The sequence below is a fragment of the Arthrobacter sp. genome, assembly GCF_031179385.1.
GTDB lineage: Bacteria > Actinomycetota > Actinomycetes > Actinomycetales > Micrococcaceae > Arthrobacter_D.
Map to the genome: position 1 here is coordinate 1 of NZ_JAPSHV010000009.1, position 21140 is coordinate 21140.

The window sequence follows — 21140 nt, forward strand, 5'->3', positions numbered from 1 at the left end:
TCCGTGTCAGGCGGAGCCTGGCGATCCTACTCCTAGGATGTCCGAATCTGATCGGTGCTGGCAGGCCCGAAAAGGGTACAGCCCGAGGGTCACGACTGCCGACGTTACGCGAAGACACTGGCGGCGTACGGTCACGTTTGCCCGTGCCCGCCAGTAGTCTCTAGGTTACGAGATGAATCCCTGCCCGCGCTCTGGGTCACGGGGAAGCGGTACAAAGCGATGATGCCTAGGCGCTTGGCGTCAAGCATCGCACCGGCGGTAGGGTGACGCAGGCCTGGGCCACCCTATCAATGTTTCACGTGAAACTGACCACGAGAACAGCTGCCCATCGGGTGGACCATACGTTGTGCACCGGTTGGAAGGGGACGCCGTATGCTGGCTGTATTCCGACGTCGCGGTTCGTGAGATTACACCCAAAGCCAAGTCGGCGCGAGCGAACACCACCGTTGGGACGCTGATGCGACGTCTCGATCTGAGGATCAACACCAGAGAAGAGCGAGCCCGACCGTTCAGGTAGCCCTCTGCTCAAATTGAACATCACCTTGAGAGGACTGGTCACCACTGGGCGCATAGAGGATCACGGCGCGCTTCGTACACGGCTCGACTTTCCGAAACCACGCTCGACCACAAGAGCCGGCGCAGTGCTGGTTGTTATGTACTTCTATTAGCGTTGTCTGATCAGTCAGGAATGATCGCGCTCTGATACTTTCCCCGCGGTGTTTCACGTGAAACGCTCTTCCCTCTTAGCCCTTAGCTCTAAGCTCTAAACTCTAAGGAGCAATCCTTCCTGCCGCATGAGGGGCCGGTACCGTAGTTCCACCGTACTAAAGTAGCGAGTCCGGATATGACGTGCGTTTCACCGCTAACAGCAAGGGCGAAAGCCAGCCTGTGCCGAAGAACGAGCTGATCAGCAGTCTCCGAGCCGATACTCCACTGGCTGGCGTATGGGCAGGGGGGCCCTCAGCACGCAGGAACGTAGTGGAAAACCGCTGTTCTCGGTTGTTGGTACCGCACGCAGGCATCCGCCCTAGTTCAAGCGCGCTTTGGTTCGTTCTTTTCCCTTCTTTTCAAAGGCACTCGGAGCTTAACAGAAGTGTGCGCGGCAGGCGTTCGCTCTTTCACGTGAAGCACCGAGAACGAGGCGAAGCAGAAGCTCGGTCGCAGCGCCTGTGCGCTGCCCGCTTCAGTCTCGCAGACAACCTCACCTATAAGTTGAGCTGGAGCCCATAATGGCGGCACTTAGAGCGTGCGGTCATGCTAGGCCCAACATAGGACTAGGTAACGCTGCGGAGGAGCCGGTACTGAACGTAGCCGCAGAGACCGCACGAAAGCTACTGCCCTTGCCGATAGGGGATCCGAGAGATCGGGCGGGTCCCTCCCAGTGCCGTGCTGGCGCCGCTGCAATGCTCACCACGTCGATGCGCAAACCGCGACCGCGCCTCCATGAGACGATGCTGGGCCCGCCGATCGTTTCACGTGAAACGCCTTGAGCTACTGCCGGAACTGTCGTGTCACCGAGCGCCTGGGTCCCCGGTTGGAGGGTGAATGAAAGTGCGGGATCTCAGTGGCGCGACATCCGTTCCGTTATTGTTTCAGTCCAGGCGCGGTTGAAGTGCCATCCGGCTGTGCTGCGGATCAGGAACTAGGAATGCAAACAAGCGCTGGCCGAGCGTTTCCCGGCTCCCTATGAACAGCCTGGTGGAATCCCTCCTTGAGGACTACGACAGGCTGGCGAAATCTTGCCCCAGACACGACCCACATAGTACGCACAGGCCGTTTCACGTGAAACAAGCCTCGATTGCGCTCGGCGTAGGGGATCACCAGTTGACTAACACTCTGAGACGGACGATCAGCGAGCCTGTGAGATCGGGTGCTCCCGGTTGGAGAGAGTTCGTGGTGGGGGGACTTACAGCGTCATATGAACAGCCACGCTTGCGGATCGAAGAAGGACCGATGGAGTAGCGCTCAGATCAGCTCCACCCCACAAACAGCATGCCTCGTTCGGACGTGTGGTCGGGCCTGGCAATGAACCGGACGACTATGCTCACCGGCCCGGCGACGTTGCTACCCCGGTCATCTAGCGAAAGGCACCGTTTCACGTGAAACGGTGCCTTTCCACATTGCCTATGAGGACGGAGTAAGAACGCCCATGATGCGATTGAGGTCATCGACACTTGCGAACTCGATACTGACGCGGCCTTTCTTGGCACCCAGGGTGATCTTCACGTTGGTGTCGAGCCGGTCCGAAAGTGAGGTGGCGAGGTAATCGAGGCGCTCATGTCGAGCACCCGCCCGCGGGTTTGAGGGCTTGGTCGGACGCCGGAGTCCGTCGCTCATTGCAACGATCTCCTCCGTCGACCGTACAGATAGCCCTTCTGCAACTATGCGCTGCGCAAGCTTCTCCATTTCAGCAGGATCAGAGAGACCCAGTAGAGCACGAGCGTGCCCCGCGCTCAGCACACCCGCAGCAAGGCGACGCTGTACAAGAGGGGGCAGCTTCATGAGCCGGAGCGTGTTCGAAATCTGCGGACGTGAGCGCCCAATTCGAACGGCCAGCTCCTCCTGCGAGCAACCGAAATCCTCGAGCAGTTGTTGGTACGCCGCCGCTTCCTCAAGCGGATTCAGTTGACTGCGGTGCAGGTTCTCGAGAAGCGCGTCACGAAGCAAGTCATCGTCAGTCGTATCTCGAATGATCGCCGGAACTGTTTCCAGGCCAGCTTCCTTCGACGCGCGCCAACGACGCTCACCCATCACCAGTTCGTAGGCATGTTCCCCACCCTCTGAGGAGGCACGGACCACGACTGGCTGGAGCACGCCAATCTCTCGAACAGAGTGAACAAGTTCAGCCATCTCGTCTTCATCGAAGACGGTACGCGGCTGCTTCCGGTTGGGATGAATCGAGTCAATCGGAAGCTCAGCGAAGCGCGCACCGGGCACCTCCCTGAGCGTTTCACGTGGAACGTCGACACCCGAGACGTCCTCGTCTTCCGCTATCACCGAGGAGGACGCTTCAACCTCGATGGAGTCGTTCTTCTCGTCTACGGAATGTCCAGAATCTCCGACGGAAACCTGTGCTGCTTCGCTGTCAGTGGCTTCTCCGGACGCTGCAGCCAGTGTCGGCTGAGTATCTGCAGCCAGGTCTACAGAGGCGGTAGACGGCGTACGATCATCAGCAGGTTCAGTCGCAACCTCGTGAACCGCGGCGTCCGCTACTGCCGAGTCCTCCTGCACCTTATCGGCCGCGGTCTTCCCGCCGGTTTTGACGCTTGCGCCGGCCTTGGGCTTCGCTGGCTTGGCTGCTGGCCCGCGCTTCACTGCTGCCTGCGCGCGTCCACTGGTCCTCTTGGATGGCGCCGTCAGCGCATCCTTATTGATGGAAGTACGGCCTGGCGCGGTACGCGCACGGGCACCCTGCGTGCCAGAATCATCGTTCTCAGCCGACTCTTTCGGCTCAGGCGAGGGAAAGAAGAGGTCAACCGGCCGACCCCGTTCGGCTACCCTGGTGCCACCGTTCGATGCTGAGCCATCTTGCTGCTCTGCGCTGCTCGGAATGAGAGCACCCAGTCCCCGACCTAGACCCCTACGCTTCTCAGGCATGAAACGGTTCCTCTCAAAGGAGAGCAGACAAACTGCAGCGATTGATATCGCGTCCAGTCTACTGTGATCGCCCTGCTTATCAGCGCAGGCGCTCTAGGCGCGCTCGGCGATTTCTGCCGCTGCCTCCAGGTATGACAACGCGCCGCTGGAGGATGGATCGTACGTAAGTACGGTCTGTTGGTAGCTTGGAGCCTCGGATATGCGCACTGATCGAGGGACTACGGCCTTCAATACCTGATGCGGGAAGTGCTCACGAACCTCGGCCGCTACCTGAGCAGCAAGGTTAGTGCGACCGTCATACATCGTGAGCAGAATGGTTGACACAACCAGGTCCGCGTTGAGGTGCTTCTGAATCATCTCTATGTTCTTCAGCAGCTGGCTTAGCCCTTCAAGCGCGTAATACTCGCACTGAATCGGAATCAGCACCTCGCGGGCAGCAACAAATGCGTTCACCGTCAGCAGCCCGAGGCTCGGCGGACAATCGATGAAGATGTAATCCAGCCGCTCCTGCCCGTTCTCCTTGCGATCCTTCGCATACAGTTCAATCGCGCGACGGAGACGCTGTTCACGAGCTACCAGCGACACCAGCTCGATCTCCGCACCAGCCAGATGGATGGTGGCAGGCGCACAGATCAGATTGGGAACATCCGGGCAGGGCGCCACAACGCTGGATAGGGGGAGGTCATCGATCAGTACGTCGTAGATGCTGTCGACTTCGGCGTGGTGCTCAATGCCAAGGGCGGTAGAAGCGTTGCCCTGTGGGTCAATATCGATGACCAACACGTTCAACCCAGCGGACGCCAAAGCTGCCGCGAGATTGACCGTTGTGGTGGTCTTACCCACTCCGCCCTTCTGATTGCTCACGGTGAGCACCCGGGTCTCGGCCGGGCGAGGGAGCTTACGTCCAGACAGCTTCTCACGGCGCCGTGTTTCGGAAGCGAGCTCGCGGGCTAGCGGAGTGCTGTCGTCCAGGACGTCGATCACATTCTTCGTACTGTTCGATTTCGCGCTGACGTTCGAGCCTGAGTTGCTCGAAATGTCTGCGACACCTGTTTCACGTGAAACGATGCCAGTGTTGACCGGATTGGAAAACACTTCAGGTTGAATATCAGCGATTGTGATAGCCAGAGATGTGCCCATCGTCGACGTAGGCTGCTCACGCCGCGTGGCAGAATCTTTCGTCACAAGCTTCTCGCTCACTTTCAGGTGCCGGGTGGGTCCACTCTAGGTTATCTGGTATAGCCCCATTACCTCGGCAGGCAACCCGCAGTATTCCGAAGTTCCGGATCGCTGACAGGATCAGCGGACGACGACGATGCGGACCACAGTCGTCGGTTCGTCCAGCAGTGCGCTGCCGGCCGTTTCTACACTCGTGCTCTTCCCGCCCAGGCGACGAATGACCTTGGCTGCCTTTTCCACCTCTTCGGCCGCGCTTCGACCCTTGATAGCGAGCACCTCTCCGGAACGCTTCAGGAGCGGCATCGTCAAGGTGGCCAGGCCGGACAAAGCTGATACTGCGCGCGCAGTGACGACATTTACCTCGAACTTGCCCACGGCCTGCTCAGCACGCCCCCGAAAAATCTCCACGTTGGTGAGGCCAAGGTCATCTGTCACTTCACGCAGCCAATTGACCCTGCGTTCGAGCGGCTCAATCAGAACGAAGGACGCATCAGGGCGCGCAATCGCCAGAGCCAGCCCTGGCAAACCAGCTCCACTACCGACGTCGGCCACTGCCGCATCTGCCGGGATCAGCTCTCCAACCACTGCACAGTTCAATACGTGGCGGTCCCATAGCCGCGGCAATTCACGCGGGCCCAGAAGTCCCCGTTCGATTCCCGAGGTGGCCAGGTGTTCCACAAAGCGCTCGGCGAGCGTGAATCGATCCCCGAATATGCTGCGAGCTGCCTCTAATTCCTTGCTACCGATCTCGATCGTCAAGCGCGAGCCCTCCTAGGAAAAGACAGCCGAGCTCAGGAGCCGGCCGAGACTACAATATGGCGCCGGGAGCCCTCGCCCTCAGACTCACTGACCATGCCAAGATCAGCAATGATGTCATGCACGATCTTCCGCTCATAAGCAGACATCGGGGCCAGCGCGACCTCTTCGCCAGTTTCCTTGACCTTGCCAACAGCTTCTTCGGCAATCTCGCGAAGCTCCTTGTTGCGCGCGTCACGGAAACCGTCAATGTCGAGGACGAGTCGTGAGCGATGCTCGGTCGAGGTAAGCACGGAGAGCCGGGCCAGTTCCTGCAGAGCTTCGAGGACCTCTCCGTCGTGTCCCACCAGGGCCTGCAAGCCCTGGGCGTCATTGTCTTCGGACACGATAGAGATGTACGTACGCCCGTTGCGCACCTCGATGTCGATGTCTCCGTCTATGTCGGCGATATCCAGGAGTTCCTCGAGGTAATCCGCAGCGATGTCACCTTCATCTTCCGCGGAGCCCCCACCGTCCTGGACAGCTGCTTGCTCGTCAACGGCTTCGAGAGTCTCGTCCTGCATGTTGTCAGTGCTCATTTGCGTTTCCTGTTCTTGCGCTGCGGCTGTACTCGTTGAGCTTTGGGCTGCGCTACTACCTCAACAGCGGGTTCGGCCTTCTTTTCGCCAAGTAGCGGCACCATCGGCAGCCCCTTCTTCGCGCGGCGCTCCGCCAGGGCCTTCGCAGCTGGGGAACCTGGAGTGGGCATCCGACGAATCACATAGAACTGCTGCACCATGGTCCACAGGTTGGTGGTGGTCCAGTAGATGAGTACACCGATCGGGAAGTTGATGCCGCCTACGCCAAAGACCAGCGGAAGGATGTAAAGCATGATCTTCTGCTGACGCATGAAGGGGCTCTGCATGGCCTCTTCCGACATGTTCTTGGCCATGATCTGCTTCTGCGTAATGAACTGCGAAGCCGTCATCGCCAGAATCATGATGATGGACAGGACCACGACCGATGTATGACCTTCGGTACCGAACCCGTGAAGCAATGAAGAGGAGAGTGGTGCTCCGAAGATCTCAGCCGAATCGAACTGGCGAACATCCTCGACGGTGAGGGCACCGATGCCTTCACCTCTGTCACTGGCGGTCGACACGCCGTTCAGAACCGTGAAGAGCGCAAAGAAGAACGGCATCTGGATGAGGATCGGCAGACATGCGGCGAACGGATTGGTTCCGTGCTTCTTGTAGAGCGCCATCTGCTCCTGCGTCATGGCCTGACGCGAGAGCTGATCCGTTTTGCCCTTGTACTTCTGCTGCAGTTTCCGAAGATCAGGCTGAAGTGCCTGCATCCCACGCTGGGCCTTGATCTGCTTGACGAAGACCGGAATCAGCGCCGCACGGATTACGACAACGAGACCAACAATGGACAGAGTCCAGGTCCACCCCGACGCTGCGTCCATACCAAGGAAGGTGAATCCTTCGTGGAAAGCCCACATCACCCAGGACACCAGCCACCGGAAGGGCAGGAGAATCGTCTCGAAGAAATCCATAATCTATTGCTCCTCAGGCCGCGGGGCGGCTTTCCTCATCTGCAGGAATCACCGGGTGATTCAGCACTACAATCTGTGGCTCTTCGCCCGGTGCAAAACGTCTTCCTCCGACCGGCACATGATCAACACCGCCGTCGTTCCAGGGATGACAGCGACACAGTCGCTTAGCGGCGAACCACGAACCTTTCAGAGCGCCGTGAACTGTCACTGCTTCAAGCGCATATGCCGAGCAGGAAGGAAAGAATCGGCACACCGGACCGTAAAGAGGCGAAATCGACTTGCGGTACACCATCAGAATACCGGCCAGAACGGCGCGGGGCATAAGTGCCCACCGGGAGAGACTCGACGGCGAATGATCCGCTGTCATTTACCGTCTCCCTTTCTGCCGCCGCCCTTGCTGAACCGCTTCACGCTTGATGCCAGACACCGCTCGAAGTCCGCCCTGAGGTCGGACCAATTCGCTGAGGCTGCCGGGGGCAGTGCGCGCACAACAACATCGATCCCCTCCGGTCGTTGAACCAGAGCAGATGCCGCTGCTTCTCTCAGTCTCCTCTTAACGAGGTTCCTTGTGACGGCGTTCCCAACATTCTTCGACACAATGAATCCGAACCTGGAGGGTGCGTCCGTATCGGTTCCAACCGCATATAACACCAAGTTCCGGCACCCTGATCGGGCACCGGAACGAACGGTATATGAAAAATCTGTGGCCGTCCGCACTCTGTGGGCGGTAGAGAGCACCTGGAGCTCCGGGACGGTCAGGGCGCTGTCAGAGGACCAGCGCCGGTGGGTGAATTAACTGATACTAAGCCGAAAGCTCGGTACGTCCCTTGCCACGACGCGCAGCCAGGATGGCGCGGCCGGCGCGGGTACGCATGCGAAGGCGGAAACCGTGCTTCTTGGCACGACGGCGGTTATTCGGCTGAAAGGTCCGCTTGCTCACTGTGATACTCCAGAACGTTCTTGGCATGCGCTGCCGTTGCAACAAGGGGGAAGAACGGACCGGCGCAATGAAGTTGTAGTACATCTGCCTTGCCTGCCCACGGCATACTGCTCAGCGATCAGCCGTTGGTATGGAGGCATGCGAAATGCAGACATAAAGGACTACATAACGTTAGGGCACCGGGCACAGCAGGGTCAAACCGGTTCAGTGACGGCTCCTGTCCCCATGGTAGGGCGGGGCATGTGGACAACCGTGGCTTCAAGCGCCTTTCCCGCCGGCTCTCGGTAGCAGTTCACGTGATCTTATCCACAGGATTTCCGCCAGCTATCCGTTGTAATTTTCATCGTCTAGTGTTGCCGGGTGGCGTATTTATCCACGGGCTGTGCATAAGTCTGTGGATTGGTGCCTGTGTAGGGGCCTGGATGGGCTGGCTGAACTTCCAACTGAGGACGCGAGTGAGTACCGACGAGATCAACGATGTAGGCAGCTCCTGGCGCAAGGTGATTCGTACCCTTGAACAGGATGATCGGATTTCGCCGCGCCAGCGCGGATTTGTGGTCCTCGCACAGGCGCAGGGACTGATTGGCACAACGCTTCTCGTCGCCGTTCCTAATGAACTCACACGTGAAGTGCTCCAGAGTCAGCTCAAGAGCCCGCTCAATGACGCATTGCGTGACGTTTTCCGCGAAGAGATTCAGTGCGCTTTCGTCATCGACCCGGACCTTACTCCGATCATCGAGGAGGAGCCAGAAGAGGTTCCGGAGGAAATTGCGCAGCGCGATCAGGCTCCTTCACCCACACCGCCGAGCAATTCTCACGAGTTCGGGCGTCTCAATCCCAAGTACATCTTCGACACCTTCGTGATCGGTTCATCGAACCGATTTGCCCACGCGGCGGCGGTCGCTGTAGCCGAGGCACCTGCCAAGGCGTACAACCCCCTGTTCATTTACGGTGACTCGGGACTTGGGAAGACCCACCTGCTGCACGCCATCGGGCACTATGCCAGGCACCTCTATACGGGTATTCGCGTTCGGTACGTGAATTCAGAGGAGTTCACCAACGACTTCATCAACTCAATCAGGGATGACGAAGGGACGAGCTTTAAGCAGACCTACCGGAACGTCGACATTCTCCTCATCGACGACATCCAGTTCCTCTCCGGCAAGGACAGGACCCAGGAGGAGTTCTTCCACACCTTCAATGCCCTCCACAACCACAACAAGCAGGTAGTGATCACATCCGACCTGCCGCCCAAGCAGTTGTCCGGGTTTGAAGAGAGAATGCGCTCCCGCTTCGAGTGGGGACTTCTGACTGATATCCAGCCGCCCGAACTCGAGACGCGAATCGCCATCCTTCGCAAAAAGGCAATCAGCGAAGGGTTGAGTGCCCCGGACGAGGTTCTCGAATACATAGCGTCGAAGATTTCCACCAATATCCGCGAGCTGGAAGGCGCCCTCATCCGGGTTACGGCGTTCGCGAGCCTGAATCGCCAGGCAGTCGACGAGAATCTGGCAGAAATCGTACTCAAGGACCTCATCACCGACGACGGCGCCCAGGAGATCACATCGGCGCTGATCATGGCTCAGACGGCCGAGTACTTCAACATCACGCTGGATGACCTATGCAGCAAATCACGGACAAGGACCCTCGTTACGGCTCGACAGATCGCGATGTACCTCTGCCGGGAGTTGACCGATATGTCTCTTCCCAAAATCGGAGCCGAACTCGGCGGCCGGGACCATACGACGGTCATCCACGCTGACCGTAAGATCCGCGAACTCATGGCCGAACGCCGCGCCATCTATAACCAGGTGACCGAGCTTACGAACCGAATCAAGCATCACCGCAAGGATGCGTAGGTGACCTCAAGCGCCGCAGCGAGCTGAATTAACAGCTGTGGAAAGAATTGTGGATAACCCTTTGTTTGTGGTGGACGTTAATGAGGACAAGCACCGTCGAGGCTGTGGACCCGCTGAATCACAAGGATGTCGTACACACCGTGCAGACGCAGCCGGCGTCCTGAGTGCACAACCTGTCAACAGGGAAAACTCCCGGAACCGCACCGATCCTTCCGGTTATCCACAGTATCCACAGGAGTTATTAACACTACTGATCCTTAAACCCCGATCTTGTCCAAATAACATTTCCCCTTCGTCCGCCCCGGCAAGCCACCCCACTGTGTCGCGCTAAGCTGTGACTCAGTAGAGTTGACCTTCGCTCACCCGTCCTCCTTGCCGGAAGGGTCGAGGATGTGTGACTTCCCCCGATGTACCTCGCGAAAGGCGGCACCCTTCAGTGAAATTCCGAGTCGAGCGCGATGTCCTGGCCGAGGCCGTAACGTGGACGGCTCGTTCCCTGTCACCGCGGCCTCCCGTGCCTGTGCTTTCGGGTTTGTTGATCAAGGCCGGCGCCGGCAGCCTCAGCCTCGCGAGCTTCGATTATGAGATATCGGCCCGTCTTGAAATCCCTGCGGATATAGCGGAAGAGGGCACAATCCTCGTTTCCGGACGGCTGCTCGCCGATATCTGCCGCAGCTTGCCGTCTGCGCCGGTCGAGGTGGAAACGGATGGCTCGAAGGTCACGTTGACCTGCCGGAACAGCCGCTTCAACCTCGCAACCATGCCCGAAGCGGAGTACCCCGAACTTCCGGCCCTCCCTGATGTCAGCGGTGTTGTCGACGGAGATGCATTCGCCGAAGCCGTGTCACAGGTCATCATTGCAGCAAGCCGTGACGACACTCTGCCGATTCTGACCGGTGTCCGTATGGAGATCGAGGAAGACCTCATCACGTTCCTCGCCACCGACCGGTACAGGCTTGCTCTCCGCGAACTGTCCTGGAAGCCCACCAACCCGGGAATCTCAACCAGTGCTCTGGTGAAGGCAAAAACGTTGAGTGAGGTAGCCAAGACGCTTGGTGGTGCGGGAGATCTCAAGATCGCACTCTCCGACAACAGCGAACTGATCGGCTTTGAAAGCGGCGGCCGGCGCACAACATCGCTGCTGGTCGACGGTGACTACCCCAAAATCCGTTCTCTCTTCCCGGAAAATACGCCAATCCATGCGACTGTGGAGACCAGCCAGCTCGTCGAAGCAGTTCGCCGCGTTGCCCTGGTCGCAGAACGCAATACGCCTGTAAGGCTTGCGTTCAGCGCAGGCCAGGTAGTGCTCGATGCTGGTACAGGCGAAGACGCGCAGGCTTCGGAAGCGATTGAAGCAACGCTGGATGGGGACGACATCACCGTCGCTTTCAATCCGCACTACCTGAGCGAAGGTCTCGGCGCCTTCAGCAGCAAATTCGTACGTTTCTCCTTCACGACTCCGCCGAAGCCCGCTGTTATCTCAGCTCAGGAAGAAGCTACCGGTGAGGACCGCGAAGACTACCGATACCTGCTCATGCCGGTGAGGCTACCCAACCAGTAGAGTCGTCGCCCGCCCCCAGTCAACCGAACCATGGAGGACACTATGCACATCGGCCTGATCGGTCTCGGAAAAATGGGGTACAACATGCGGGAGCGGCTTCGCTCACGCGGTGTTGAAGTAACCGGGTATGACCGGAATCCGGATGTCTCCGACGTCGCCACCGTCGATGACCTCATCGCTGCTCTGCCTACGCCACGTGTTGTCTGGGTCATGGTGCCGGCGGGCAGCATCACGGACCAGGTCATCAGTGAGCTCGGAGAGAAGCTGGCTGAAGGCGACCTCGTCATCGATGGTGGAAACACGAAGTTCAGCAGCGACCAGGAACACAGCGAAGCGCTCGCCCCGAAAGGCATTCACTTTGTCGACTGCGGGGTTTCCGGTGGTGTCTGGGGACTCGAGAACGGGTATGGCCTGATGGTCGGCGGCGCTGAGGCCGACGTCGAACGTCTCATGCCGGTGTTTGACGCGCTACGCCCCGACGGAGCACGCGAAGAAAGCTTTGTTCACGTAGGTGAGACAGGCGCCGGGCACTACGCGAAAATGGTGCACAACGGCATCGAGTATGGCCTGATGCAGGCTTACGCGGAAGGGTATGAACTGCTCGAAGCGAAAGACATCATTAAGGACGTCCCCGGTACCTTCCGGGCATGGCAAAAAGGCACCGTCGTACGATCCTGGCTACTGGACCTGCTGGTCAAGGCACTCGAGGAAGATCCTAAACTCAGCAATGTCGGTGCGTACATCGAAGATTCCGGTGAGGGCCGTTGGACCGTTGAGCAGGCTATCGCCAACGAAGTGGCAGCGCCCGCGATCACAGCAGCGCTCTTTGCACGCTTCAGTTCACGCCAGGAAGATGCACCCTCGTTGAAAATGGTGGCCGCGCTGCGGAACCAGTTCGGCGGCCACGCGGTGCGTCCGCCCCGGAATTCCGCATGATTGAGTCGCGGTGTACGTCCAGCATCTCTCTCTGACAGATTTCCGCAGTTATTCGCAGCTTGACGTGGCTCTCGAACCCGGCGTGACGGTGTTCGTAGGCCCAAATGGAGTCGGCAAGACCAATATCGTCGAGGCCATCGGATACCTGGGGTCCTTGTCGTCGCATCGCGTAAGTACGGACAAGCCGCTCATCGCCTTCGATGCCGAACGGGCGCTGGTTCGTGGGCGGTTGGTGCGTGGGGCGCAGGCTACGAGCGTCGAACTGGAGATCAACGGAGACCGCGGTAATCGTGCGCGGATCAATCGTGCGAACCCCGTGCGCGCGCGCGATGCTGCCGGCATTCTCCGGACGGTTCTGTTCGCGCCCGAGGACCTCGCATTGGTGAAGGGAGATCCCTCCAATCGTCGGCGGTTCCTGGATGACCTCATGGTGCAGTTGGTTCCGCACCACGCGGGCATCAGGGCGGATTATGAGCGTGTGTTGAAACAACGCAACGCCCTGCTCAAGTCCCTCCGCGGAGGCAGACTGTCCACTGCCCATCAAGCGACGCTCGAGGTATGGGACCAACATCTGGCGACAGTCGGATCCCAGCTTCTGCACGCGCGCCTCGCGGTTTTGACCAGACTTCTGCCGCACGTCCAGAAGGCCTACCGCGAGCTGACCGACGGCACCAAGGTTGCCAACGCAGCGTATCGTTCGTCCCTCATCGGCCCCTTGCCCGACGACGACGGCGAGTCGGCGCCGACTGCGGAAGATCTGAGTACTCTCTCCGTCGATGAGATTACCGAACGGTTTTTGGCAGCGATCGCTGAACAGCGCCGACGCGAGACGGAACGCGGGATTTCCCTTGTCGGCCCGCATCGCGACGAGGTCGAGTTGATGCTCGGTCGAGCGCTCGTCAAGGGATACGCCTCCCACGGCGAAACCTGGTCCATGGCTCTCGCGCTCCGTCTCGGTTCGTACTACCTCCTCAACGATGACGACCAGACGCCGGGTTCTTCGCCGGTGCTCATCCTCGACGATGTCTTCGCTGAACTCGACGCTGACCGCCGGGAACGGTTGGCGTCGGTGGTGGCCGGTGCTGAACAGGTCCTCGTGACAGCAGCGGTAGGTGACGACGTGCCAAGTGCGCTTGACGGACGGCAATTCTCGGTCGTCCCGGGAGGGTTCCGTGAAATACCGGCCTGAAGACGAAGCCGCCAAAGCCCACGGTAGACCGACAGACAACGACGCCGGCAGCGTGTCGCTTCCCGATGGATCCGACACTTCTGGTCAGGACGCACCGCGATTACTGCTGAACCGGCTACGAAACGCGTCCGCAGCGCGAGGCGATCTTAGAATTCCGGCCGCGCGCCGCCGTCGTACTGAGAGCACATCGCGTCGCTCCACGATCCAGGATTCCTATTCCGGACGCGATCCGCAGGGGGTCGGCGCGGTCTTCGGGCGTCTCCTGAGCGAACGCGGGTGGAATTCTCCGGTGGCCGTAGGATCAGTGATGGCGCGATGGGCGGAGTTGGTGGGCCCGGACATCTCCACGCACTGCACCCCGGAGAGTTTTCACGAGACCACGCTGCTGGTGCGGTGTGATTCGACCGCCTGGGCGACACAGCTCCGGCTGATCAGCCCCGACCTCCTCAAACGGTTTGAGAGCGAGCTCGGACCCGGAGTAGTCACGGCAATGAAGGTCGTCGGCCCGTCCGCTCCATCCTGGCGAAAGGGTGGTCGATCGGTTCGTGGGCGTGGGCCCCGGGACACCTACGGGTAACCCTCCTGATCGGGCTGCTTTGGGTCTTCGATGAATGCCGTACAGCGCCCAGCGGACCCCAGTGGACGTATACGCCCCCACGCGACCCCCTGCTGTGAGCTTAAATGGCGGTTTATTCACCGCCAGGGGGCAATTGGCGCGGTGTTGTGACAGCGTGCACGGTAGAATGGGAGCCGTGGGCATTCCTTTCCGGGATGCCTTCATTCTGAGACTAGGCAACACTAGGACAACAAGGAGTCGACAGCGTCCGTGGCTAACGACAACGAAGTGGAATCTGCCGGCATGCCGGAAAGTGGTTCCGGCGCACCAAAGGGTTACGGCGCGAGCGACATCACGGTCCTGGAAGGACTTGAAGCGGTTCGCAAGAGGCCCGGTATGTATATCGGGTCCACCGGTCCGCGCGGTTTGCACCACCTCGTATACGAGGTTGTGGATAACTCTGTGGACGAAGCCCTGGCAGGCTACTGTGACCATATCAAGGTCACGCTGCTTGCCGATGGTGGTGTACGGGTCATAGACAACGGGCGCGGCATCCCCGTCGACATGCATCCCACCGAGGGTAAGCCCACCGTGGAAGTGGTCATGACCATCCTCCACGCGGGCGGCAAGTTCGGTGGGGGTGGATACGCCGTTTCCGGTGGCCTCCACGGTGTGGGTATCTCCGTCGTGAATGCGCTTTCCTCCAGGGTTGACACGGAAATCCGGCGTCAGGGACATGTCTGGCGGCAGTCCTTCGAAGAGGGCGGCAAACCGGTCGGTCAGCTGGAAAAGGGCGAAGAAACCGGTGAGACCGGAACCACCCAGACGTTCTACCCGGACGCGTCGATCTTCGAGACCGTTGAATTCGACTTCGAAACCCTTCGGGCACGCTTTCAGCAGATGGCATTCCTCAACAAGGGCCTGAGGATAAGCCTTGTGGACGAGCGCGTTCCCGAGGTGGAAACCGAAGAGATCACGGACGCCGCGCATGCCGAGGCGGAGAAGTCCGAAGAGAACAAGCACAGGCACGTTGAGTACCTCTACGAGAACGGCCTGCTGGACTACGTCAAGCACCTGAATTCGTCGAAGCGCGTGGACGTCATTCATGAAGACGTCATTGCGTTCGAGACGGAGGACTCCGACCGCTCCATCGCTGTGGAAGTGGCCATGCAGTGGACTACCGCATACTCCGAGAGCGTGCACACCTACGCGAACACGATCAACACGCATGAGGGCGGCACCCACGAAGAGGGGTTCCGTGCCGCAATGACGTCCCTGATCAACCGTTACGCACGCGAAAAGAACATCATCAAGGAGAAGGACGACAACCTTACGGGTGATGACATCCGCGAAGGGCTCACCGCCGTCATCTCGGTCAAACTGTCCGAGCCCCAGTTTGAGGGTCAGACCAAGACCAAGCTGGGTAATTCCGAAGCCAAGGGCTTCGTGCAGCGCGTTGTCACCGACCAGTTGGGTGACTGGCTGGAGCGGAACCCCGGTCCTGCCCGCGACGTCATCCGCAAGTCGATCCAGGCCGCGCAGGCCCGCTTGGCTGCGCGCAAGGCGCGCGAGTCCACCAGGCGCAAGGGCCTGCTGGAGTCCGGCGGCATGCCGGGCAAGTTGAAGGATTGCCAGTCCAAGGATCCTTCGAAATCGGAGATCTACATTGTGGAGGGTGACTCTGCGGGTGGGTCGGCTGTGCGTGGTCGTAACCCGGAAACACAGGCAATCCTGCCGTTGCGCGGAAAAATCCTGAATGTTGAGCGTGCCCGGCTCGACCGCGCACTCAGCAACGCAGAAGTCCAGGCGATGATCACCGCGTTCGGCGCGGGTATCGGCGAGGATTTCGATGTCGAGAAGGCCAGGTATCACAAGATCGTCCTGATGGCGGATGCCGACGTCGACGGGCAGCACATCACCACGCTGCTCCTCACGCTGCTCTTCCGCTACATGCGTCCGCTCATCGAGAACGGCTATGTCTATTTGGCGCAGCCGCCGCTGTACCGCATCAAATGGTCCAACGCTCCGCACTCCTATGTGTACAGCGACCGCGAGCGGGACGAGACCATCAAGATGGGTCTGGCCAACAACCAGCGGTTGCCCAAGGAAAACGGCATCCAGCGCTACAAGGGCCTTGGCGAGATGGATTACACCGAGCTGTGGGAAACCACCATGGATCCGGATAACCGGACCCTTCTGCAGGTCACCATGGACGACGCCGCCGCAGCTGACCAGATCTTCTCGGTGCTGATGGGCGAGGACGTCGAGTCGCGCCGCAACTTCATTCAGCAGAACGCTAAAGACGTACGGTTCCTCGACATCTGATCGATGCCGAACTGACATGGCCGGTCGAGCACCTCTCAATGACCGGTTCCTGACACGCCTTCACGAAATGGAACGAACTAGATGAGTGACGAAGTAACGCCTGAGGTTCCCGGGGACGAAACACCCGTCGAGGGTGCGGTGTTGACTGACCGCATCGAGCAGGTGGACCTGCAGACAGAGATGCAGCGGTCCTACCTCGATTACGCCATGGCGGTCATTGTCGGTCGGGCGTTGCCTGATGTCAGGGACGGCTTGAAGCCGGTTCACCGCCGCGTCCTGTACGCCATGTTCGACGGCGGTTACCGGCCCGACCGCTCATTCAATAAATGTGCGCGCGTGGTTGGCGAAGTCATGGGTCAATACCACCCGCACGGTGACACCGCGATCTACGATGCGCTGGTTCGTCTGATCCAGGACTGGACTATGCGGTACCCGCTTGCGCTTGGTCAGGGAAACTTCGGGTCTCCCGGAAACGACGGCGCGGCCGCACCCCGGTACACCGAGACCAAGATGGCTCCGCTGGCCATGGAGATGGTCCGTGATATCGACGAAGAAACAGTTGATTTCCAGGACAACTACGACGGCAAGAACCAGGAACCCACTATCCTGCCGTCGCGGTTCCCGAACCTGTTGGTCAACGGCTCTTCAGGTATTGCCGTAGGCATGGCCACCAATATTCCGCCGCACAACCTGCGTGAGGTGGCGGACGGTGTGCAGTGGTACTTGCAGAACCCGCAAGCGAGCAAGGAAGAGCTGCTTGAAGCTCTGATTCAGCGCATCAAGGGTCCGGATTTTCCCACCGGTGCACAAATTCTGGGGCACAAGGGCATCGAGGATGCTTACAGAACCGGCCGTGGATCCATTACCATGCGTGCCGTGGTCAACGTCGAGGAGATTCAGGGCCGCACCTGCCTGGTGGTCACTGAACTGCCCTACCAGGCGAACCCCGACAACCTGGCAATCAAGATCGCCGACCTCGTTAAGGACGGCAAGGTTTCGGGGATTGCGGACCTTCGGGATGAAACGTCCGGACGTACGGGACAGCGTCTGGTGATTGTCCTGAAGCGCGACGCCGTCGCCAAGGTTGTGCTGAATAACCTCTACAAGCACACGCAGCTGCAGGAAAACTTCAGCGCTAACATGCTCGCCATCGTTGACGATGTTCCCCGTACGCTCAGCCTCGATGCGTTTATCCGTCACTGGGTTACCCATCAGCTTGAAGTCATTGTCCGCAGGACCCAGTACCGGCTCCGCAAGGCTGAAGAAGCCGCCCACATCCTGCGTGGGTTGCTCAAGGCGCTCGACGCGCTGGATGAAGTGATCGCGCTCATCCGCCGGTCCTCCACCGTAGAGGACGCACGCAACGGTCTTATCGGCCTGTTGGACATCGACGAGATCCAGGCGCAGGCAATCCTGGACATGCAGCTTCGCCGCCTGGCGGCTCTGGAACGCCAGAGGATTCAGGATCAGCACGCCAAGCTCGAAGCTGAAATCACCGAATACAAGAAGATCCTCGCCTCCGAGGTGCAGCAGCGCGAGATCGTCTCGACGGAACTGCAGGAAATCGTCGACAAGCACGGCGATGACCGCCGGACCGAGATTCTCATGGGCTATGACTCCGACATGAGCATGGAAGATCTCATCCCTGAAGAGGAAATGGTTGTCACCATTACCCGCGGCGGATACGTCAAGCGCACACGGAGCGACAACTACCGCCAGCAGGCCCGCGGCGGCAAGGGCATACGCGGCGCGCAGCTGCGCGGGGACGACGTCGTCGAGCATTTCTTCGTCACCACCACGCACCACTGGCTCCTCTTCTTCACGAACCTGGGGCGTGTGTACAGGGCGAAGGCCTACGAGCTCGTCGAGGCAGCTCGTGATGCGAAGGGCCAGCATGTAGCGAACCTGTTGGCATTCCAGCCTGATGAGACCATCGCTCAGGTACTCGACCTCCGGGACTATCAGCAGTCTCCGTATCTGGTGCTTGCGACTAAGCGGGGACTGGTCAAAAAGACACGGTTGGAGGACTACGACACCAACCGATCCGCCGGCGTGATCGCCATCAACCTGCGTGACGGTGATGAACTGGTGTCGGCCCAGCTGGTTTCGGAGAACGACGACATGATGCTCGTGTCCCGGAAGGGACAGTCGCTGCGCTTCAGCGCCACGGACGAGGCGCTGCGTCCAATGGGAAGAGCGACGTCAGGCGTGACCGGAATGAAGTTCCGGCCGGACGACGAGCTCCTGGCAGCCAATGTCGTGAGCGACGACTCCTATGTCTTTATCGTGACCGAGGGTGGCTTCGCGAAGCGAACCAAGGTTGACGAGTACCGTGTCCAGGGCCGGGGCGGTCTTGGTATTAAGGTTGCGAAGCTCGCCGAAGTGCGTGGAGACCTCGTGGGGGCCCTCGTCGTCCAGGAAGAGGATGAGGTCCTCGTCGTCATGGGCGGCGGTAAGGTTGTGCGCTCCGCCGTGGCGGGCGTTCCGGCAAAGGGACGCGACACCATGGGTGTCATCTTCGCAAAGCCGGATAAGTCCGACAGGATCATCGCTGTCGCCCGCAACACCGAGCGGGGGCTGACGACAGACGACGAGATTCCAGTCATGGGAGTGGATGACGCGTCACCTGCGCCGGATGGCGGAGATGAAGTACCGTTGTCGTCAGAAGAAACGGCTCAGCCGGCGGCTGAGCCAAGCGATATTGGAGGTTCCGAGTGAGTTCTGCCAACTCAAATCCGCGCGCTGCTGCGGGCAGTGCCGTGCGGTCATCAGGCGGAGGACCTCGGGTCAATCCACCGGCTCGGCCACCTCAGCGGCCGGCATCTTCAGGAGCACGGCCTACCGGCAACAGACCGGGACTGGTGAAACCTGCCCCGAAGGCGAAAGCCCGTAAAGCGCGGTTGCTTGTCAGCAAAATCGACCCCTGGTCGGTTCTGAAGATGGCGTTCCTCCTGTCCGTGGCGCTGGGCATTGTCACAGTCGTCGCCGCGATTGTGATTTGGACAGTGCTGGATCTGACGGGAATTTTCGATCGGGTTAATCAGCTGCTTGGTGAGATCGCCGGATCCGAGGGAGCCGGCTTCGACCTTCGACAGTTCGCGTCCCTTGGACAGGTTGTCTCCTTCGCGACGATTATCGCTGTGGTGAACGTTGTTCTGTTGACCGCCCTGGCAATGCTGGCGTCCGTGCTGTACAACATTTCGTCCACTCTTGTGGGCGGTATCGGTGTGACCCTTACGGACGACTGAGTGCACACAGGTCCTCAATTTGTGGATCGCTGAGGGCCTGCTGTAAAGTCGTATCTCGGCCCGATGAGGTACGGGGGCGTATAGCTCAGGCGGTTAGAGCGCTTCGCTGATAACGAAGAGGTCCCAGGTTCAAGTCCTGGTACGCCCACGGATCCTGAAACCGGCAGGAAACTGCAAGTGAGGAGCACTGTGAAGAAGTTGCTGGTAGCGGCAGCCGCTGTCGCAGGAATCTTCGCTTACAAGCGGTGGCAGGAATCCGAGAAGGAAAAAGAAGTGTGGAGCGAGGCGACCGATCCGGTCGAGTGAAGTTTCGCTTCACGGATCAGGTATACTGATCAGGTTCCGTTTTACGGGGGCATGGCGCAATTGGTAGCGCACCTGCTTTGCAAGCAGGGGGTTCGGGGTTCGAGTCCCCGTGCCTCCACCGTAAGAGGAAGGGACCCCAGCTAACTAGCTGGGGTCCCTTCCTTTTTATCTGAAGTTGTACTTTCAGGACCCGCTCTCACCGGCTCGAGTAGCCTCGCATCCGCCGCTAGCGATGCGCCGTAGCCGACCTCGCAGCGCGCGCGGTGTGTACGGCGCGCAGGACCTTCGCCGGGTAGTAGATGGACATGAAGATCAACATGGGGATCTTCAGCACTCTCTTGTCGATCTGATGTGCGCGGTAGGTACGGTCGAAGCGCGTTACGTAGTACCGGTAGTCCTTGGGAGAGTTCTCAAGGCGTCGGGCGGACATACCACTGATCATCCCGGGTATGTACCGGATGACCAGGTCCTGTTCCGCCAGATGCAGGGAGATATCGATGTCCTCATGCATCTCATCCTGCTCGTCGAGGCAGGTATGGTCGCGGATTTGTTCCCAGGCCGTGCGGCGAAGCGCCATGTTGGAACCGAACAGGAAATGGTACTGGTTGCGCGCGAGCTTCAGAACAAGCTGGCGCATCTTGTCGTCCGCCTTGAGACCCCAACGCCGCATCGGCATGTCGTAATAGACCACTGGTCCCGTTGCGGCCGCCACTTTCGGGTCGCAGAACCCTGCCTGTACCGTTTCCACCCAGTCCGGCTCAAGGACAGAGTCAGCGTCGATTCTGCCCAGCACATCTCCGGTTGCATGATCCAGACCGAAGTTCCGGGTGGGGATCAGCCCCTGAATCTCGTTCTGCTCCAGCAGGCGGATGGGACTCTCCGGATACTCCAGCTGCATCTGGCGGACGATCTCCGCGGTGCGGTCGGTGGAGCGGTTATTCACGACCACAATCTCGTGAGCCGGGAGGGACTGGTAGATAGCGGCAATGAGGCACTGGCGAATAACGCCTTCCTCGTTGTACGCCGGAATCACAATCGACACGGACGGCTTCGCGGGGTGCACGGCCGTAAATCTATCACCAGCCAGCCGACGTCAGGCGGGAAGCAACGAAAAAGCGGGAAAGATCCCCCATCGGTGGATCTTTCCCGCT

18 protein-coding genes and 2 tRNA genes are annotated in these 21140 nt (G+C 59.6%); 11 read left to right on the top strand and 9 right to left on the bottom strand.

Going from position 1 to position 21140, the window contains the following annotated elements; translation table 11 throughout:
* Nucleotides 1–2124: 2124 nt before the first annotated feature.
* The 8 genes from RIF85_RS03015 to rpmH form a co-directional block, all read right to left on the bottom strand.
* Nucleotides 2125–3315 (bottom strand): ParB/RepB/Spo0J family partition protein, encoded by a 1191-nt coding sequence (locus RIF85_RS03015; protein ID WP_375164383.1) that lies wholly within the window; start codon nt 3313–3315, stop codon nt 2125–2127.
* Between the two features lie 375 nt (nt 3316–3690).
* Nucleotides 3691–4797 (bottom strand): ParA family protein, encoded by a 1107-nt coding sequence (locus RIF85_RS03020; protein WP_309070434.1) that lies wholly within the window; start codon nt 4795–4797, stop codon nt 3691–3693.
* A gap of 99 nt (nt 4798–4896) precedes the next feature.
* Nucleotides 4897–5529: a 16S rRNA (guanine(527)-N(7))-methyltransferase RsmG gene (gene rsmG, locus RIF85_RS03025; RefSeq protein WP_375164821.1), complete on the bottom strand. Its 633-nt coding sequence runs from the start codon at nt 5527–5529 to the stop codon at nt 4897–4899.
* A gap of 38 nt (nt 5530–5567) precedes the next feature.
* Nucleotides 5568–6110, bottom strand: a complete 543-nt coding sequence (locus tag RIF85_RS03030) for a R3H domain-containing nucleic acid-binding protein (protein ID WP_309070436.1) — start codon at nt 6108–6110, stop codon at nt 5568–5570.
* Complete coding sequence (yidC, locus tag RIF85_RS03035) at nt 6107–7069, bottom strand: membrane protein insertase YidC (RefSeq protein ID WP_309070437.1); 963 nt, start codon at nt 7067–7069, stop codon at nt 6107–6109. Before yidC ends, RIF85_RS03030 begins: the two co-directional genes overlap by 4 nt.
* A gap of 13 nt (nt 7070–7082) precedes the next feature.
* The gene (yidD, locus tag RIF85_RS03040; protein ID WP_309070438.1) at nt 7083–7436 is read right to left on the bottom strand and encodes a membrane protein insertion efficiency factor YidD; all 354 of its coding nucleotides are present in this window, start codon (nt 7434–7436) and stop codon (nt 7083–7085) included.
* Nucleotides 7433–7807, bottom strand: coding sequence for a ribonuclease P protein component (gene rnpA, locus RIF85_RS03045; protein ID WP_309070439.1), 375 nt, complete (start codon nt 7805–7807; stop codon nt 7433–7435). Before rnpA ends, yidD begins: the two co-directional genes overlap by 4 nt.
* Before the next feature lie 64 nt (nt 7808–7871).
* Nucleotides 7872–8009, bottom strand: coding sequence for a 50S ribosomal protein L34 (gene rpmH, locus RIF85_RS03050; RefSeq protein ID WP_003800212.1), 138 nt, complete (start codon nt 8007–8009; stop codon nt 7872–7874).
* 422 nt (nt 8010–8431) lie between these two features.
* On the opposite strand from rpmH, the gene dnaA reads away from it, so the two are divergent.
* From dnaA to RIF85_RS03105, 11 genes are all read left to right on the top strand, one after another.
* Nucleotides 8432–9868: a chromosomal replication initiator protein DnaA gene (gene dnaA, locus RIF85_RS03055; RefSeq protein ID WP_309070440.1), complete on the top strand. Its 1437-nt coding sequence runs from the start codon at nt 8432–8434 to the stop codon at nt 9866–9868.
* A 436-nt stretch (nt 9869–10304) separates the two neighbouring features.
* Nucleotides 10305–11429 (top strand): DNA polymerase III subunit beta, encoded by a 1125-nt coding sequence (gene dnaN, locus RIF85_RS03060; RefSeq protein ID WP_309070441.1) that lies wholly within the window; start codon nt 10305–10307, stop codon nt 11427–11429.
* Between the two features lie 42 nt (nt 11430–11471).
* A complete protein-coding gene (gene gnd / locus RIF85_RS03065) occupies nt 11472–12365 on the top strand; it encodes a phosphogluconate dehydrogenase (NAD(+)-dependent, decarboxylating) (protein WP_309070442.1) in 894 nt (297 codons plus the stop codon).
* 10 nt (nt 12366–12375) lie between these two features.
* Entirely contained in the window at nt 12376–13554 is a 1179-nt protein-coding gene (gene recF, locus RIF85_RS03070) for a DNA replication/repair protein RecF (protein WP_309070443.1), read from the top strand.
* 52 nt (nt 13555–13606) lie between these two features.
* Nucleotides 13607–14131 (top strand): DciA family protein, encoded by a 525-nt coding sequence (locus tag RIF85_RS03075; RefSeq protein WP_309070473.1) that lies wholly within the window; start codon nt 13607–13609, stop codon nt 14129–14131.
* 249 nt (nt 14132–14380) lie between these two features.
* A complete protein-coding gene (gene gyrB / locus RIF85_RS03080) occupies nt 14381–16435 on the top strand; it encodes a DNA topoisomerase (ATP-hydrolyzing) subunit B (RefSeq protein WP_375164382.1) in 2055 nt (684 codons plus the stop codon).
* Nucleotides 16436–16516: 81 nt separating this feature from the next.
* Nucleotides 16517–19153 carry a DNA gyrase subunit A gene (gene gyrA / locus RIF85_RS03085; protein ID WP_309070444.1) on the top strand — a complete coding sequence of 879 codons (2637 nt, stop codon included), beginning with the start codon at nt 16517–16519 and terminating at the stop codon, nt 19151–19153.
* Nucleotides 19150–19683, top strand: coding sequence for a DUF3566 domain-containing protein (locus tag RIF85_RS03090; protein WP_309070445.1), 534 nt, complete (start codon nt 19150–19152; stop codon nt 19681–19683). The genes gyrA and RIF85_RS03090 overlap by 4 nt, the downstream gene beginning before the upstream one ends.
* A gap of 74 nt (nt 19684–19757) precedes the next feature.
* Nucleotides 19758–19831, top strand: a tRNA-Ile gene (locus RIF85_RS03095).
* A 41-nt stretch (nt 19832–19872) separates the two neighbouring features.
* Nucleotides 19873–19989 carry a DLW-39 family protein gene (locus RIF85_RS03100; RefSeq protein ID WP_309070446.1) on the top strand — a complete coding sequence of 39 codons (117 nt, stop codon included), beginning with the start codon at nt 19873–19875 and terminating at the stop codon, nt 19987–19989.
* A gap of 45 nt (nt 19990–20034) precedes the next feature.
* Nucleotides 20035–20107: transfer RNA gene (locus tag RIF85_RS03105), tRNA-Ala, on the top strand.
* 108 nt (nt 20108–20215) lie between these two features.
* Here the strand turns inward: RIF85_RS03105 and RIF85_RS03110 are convergent.
* Nucleotides 20216–21052 (bottom strand): glycosyltransferase family 2 protein, encoded by an 837-nt coding sequence (locus tag RIF85_RS03110; protein ID WP_309070447.1) that lies wholly within the window; start codon nt 21050–21052, stop codon nt 20216–20218.
* Nucleotides 21053–21140 lie beyond the last annotated feature (88 nt).

What these genes read in the sequence shown, in the direction of transcription:
- gyrA (WP_309070444.1), top strand. Translation starts at nt 16,517, where the DNA reads ATGAGTGACGAAGTAACGCCTGAGGTTCCCGGGGACGAAACACCCGTC.
- dnaA (WP_309070440.1), top strand. Translation starts at nt 8,432, where the DNA reads ATGGGCTGGCTGAACTTCCAACTGAGGACGCGAGTGAGTACCGACGAG.
- RIF85_RS03030 (WP_309070436.1), bottom strand. Translation starts at nt 6,110, where the DNA reads ATGAGCACTGACAACATGCAGGACGAGACTCTCGAAGCCGTTGACGAG.
- gnd (WP_309070442.1), top strand. Translation starts at nt 11,472, where the DNA reads ATGCACATCGGCCTGATCGGTCTCGGAAAAATGGGGTACAACATGCGG.
- yidC (WP_309070437.1), bottom strand. Translation starts at nt 7,069, where the DNA reads ATGGATTTCTTCGAGACGATTCTCCTGCCCTTCCGGTGGCTGGTGTCC.
- yidD (WP_309070438.1), bottom strand. Translation starts at nt 7,436, where the DNA reads ATGACAGCGGATCATTCGCCGTCGAGTCTCTCCCGGTGGGCACTTATG.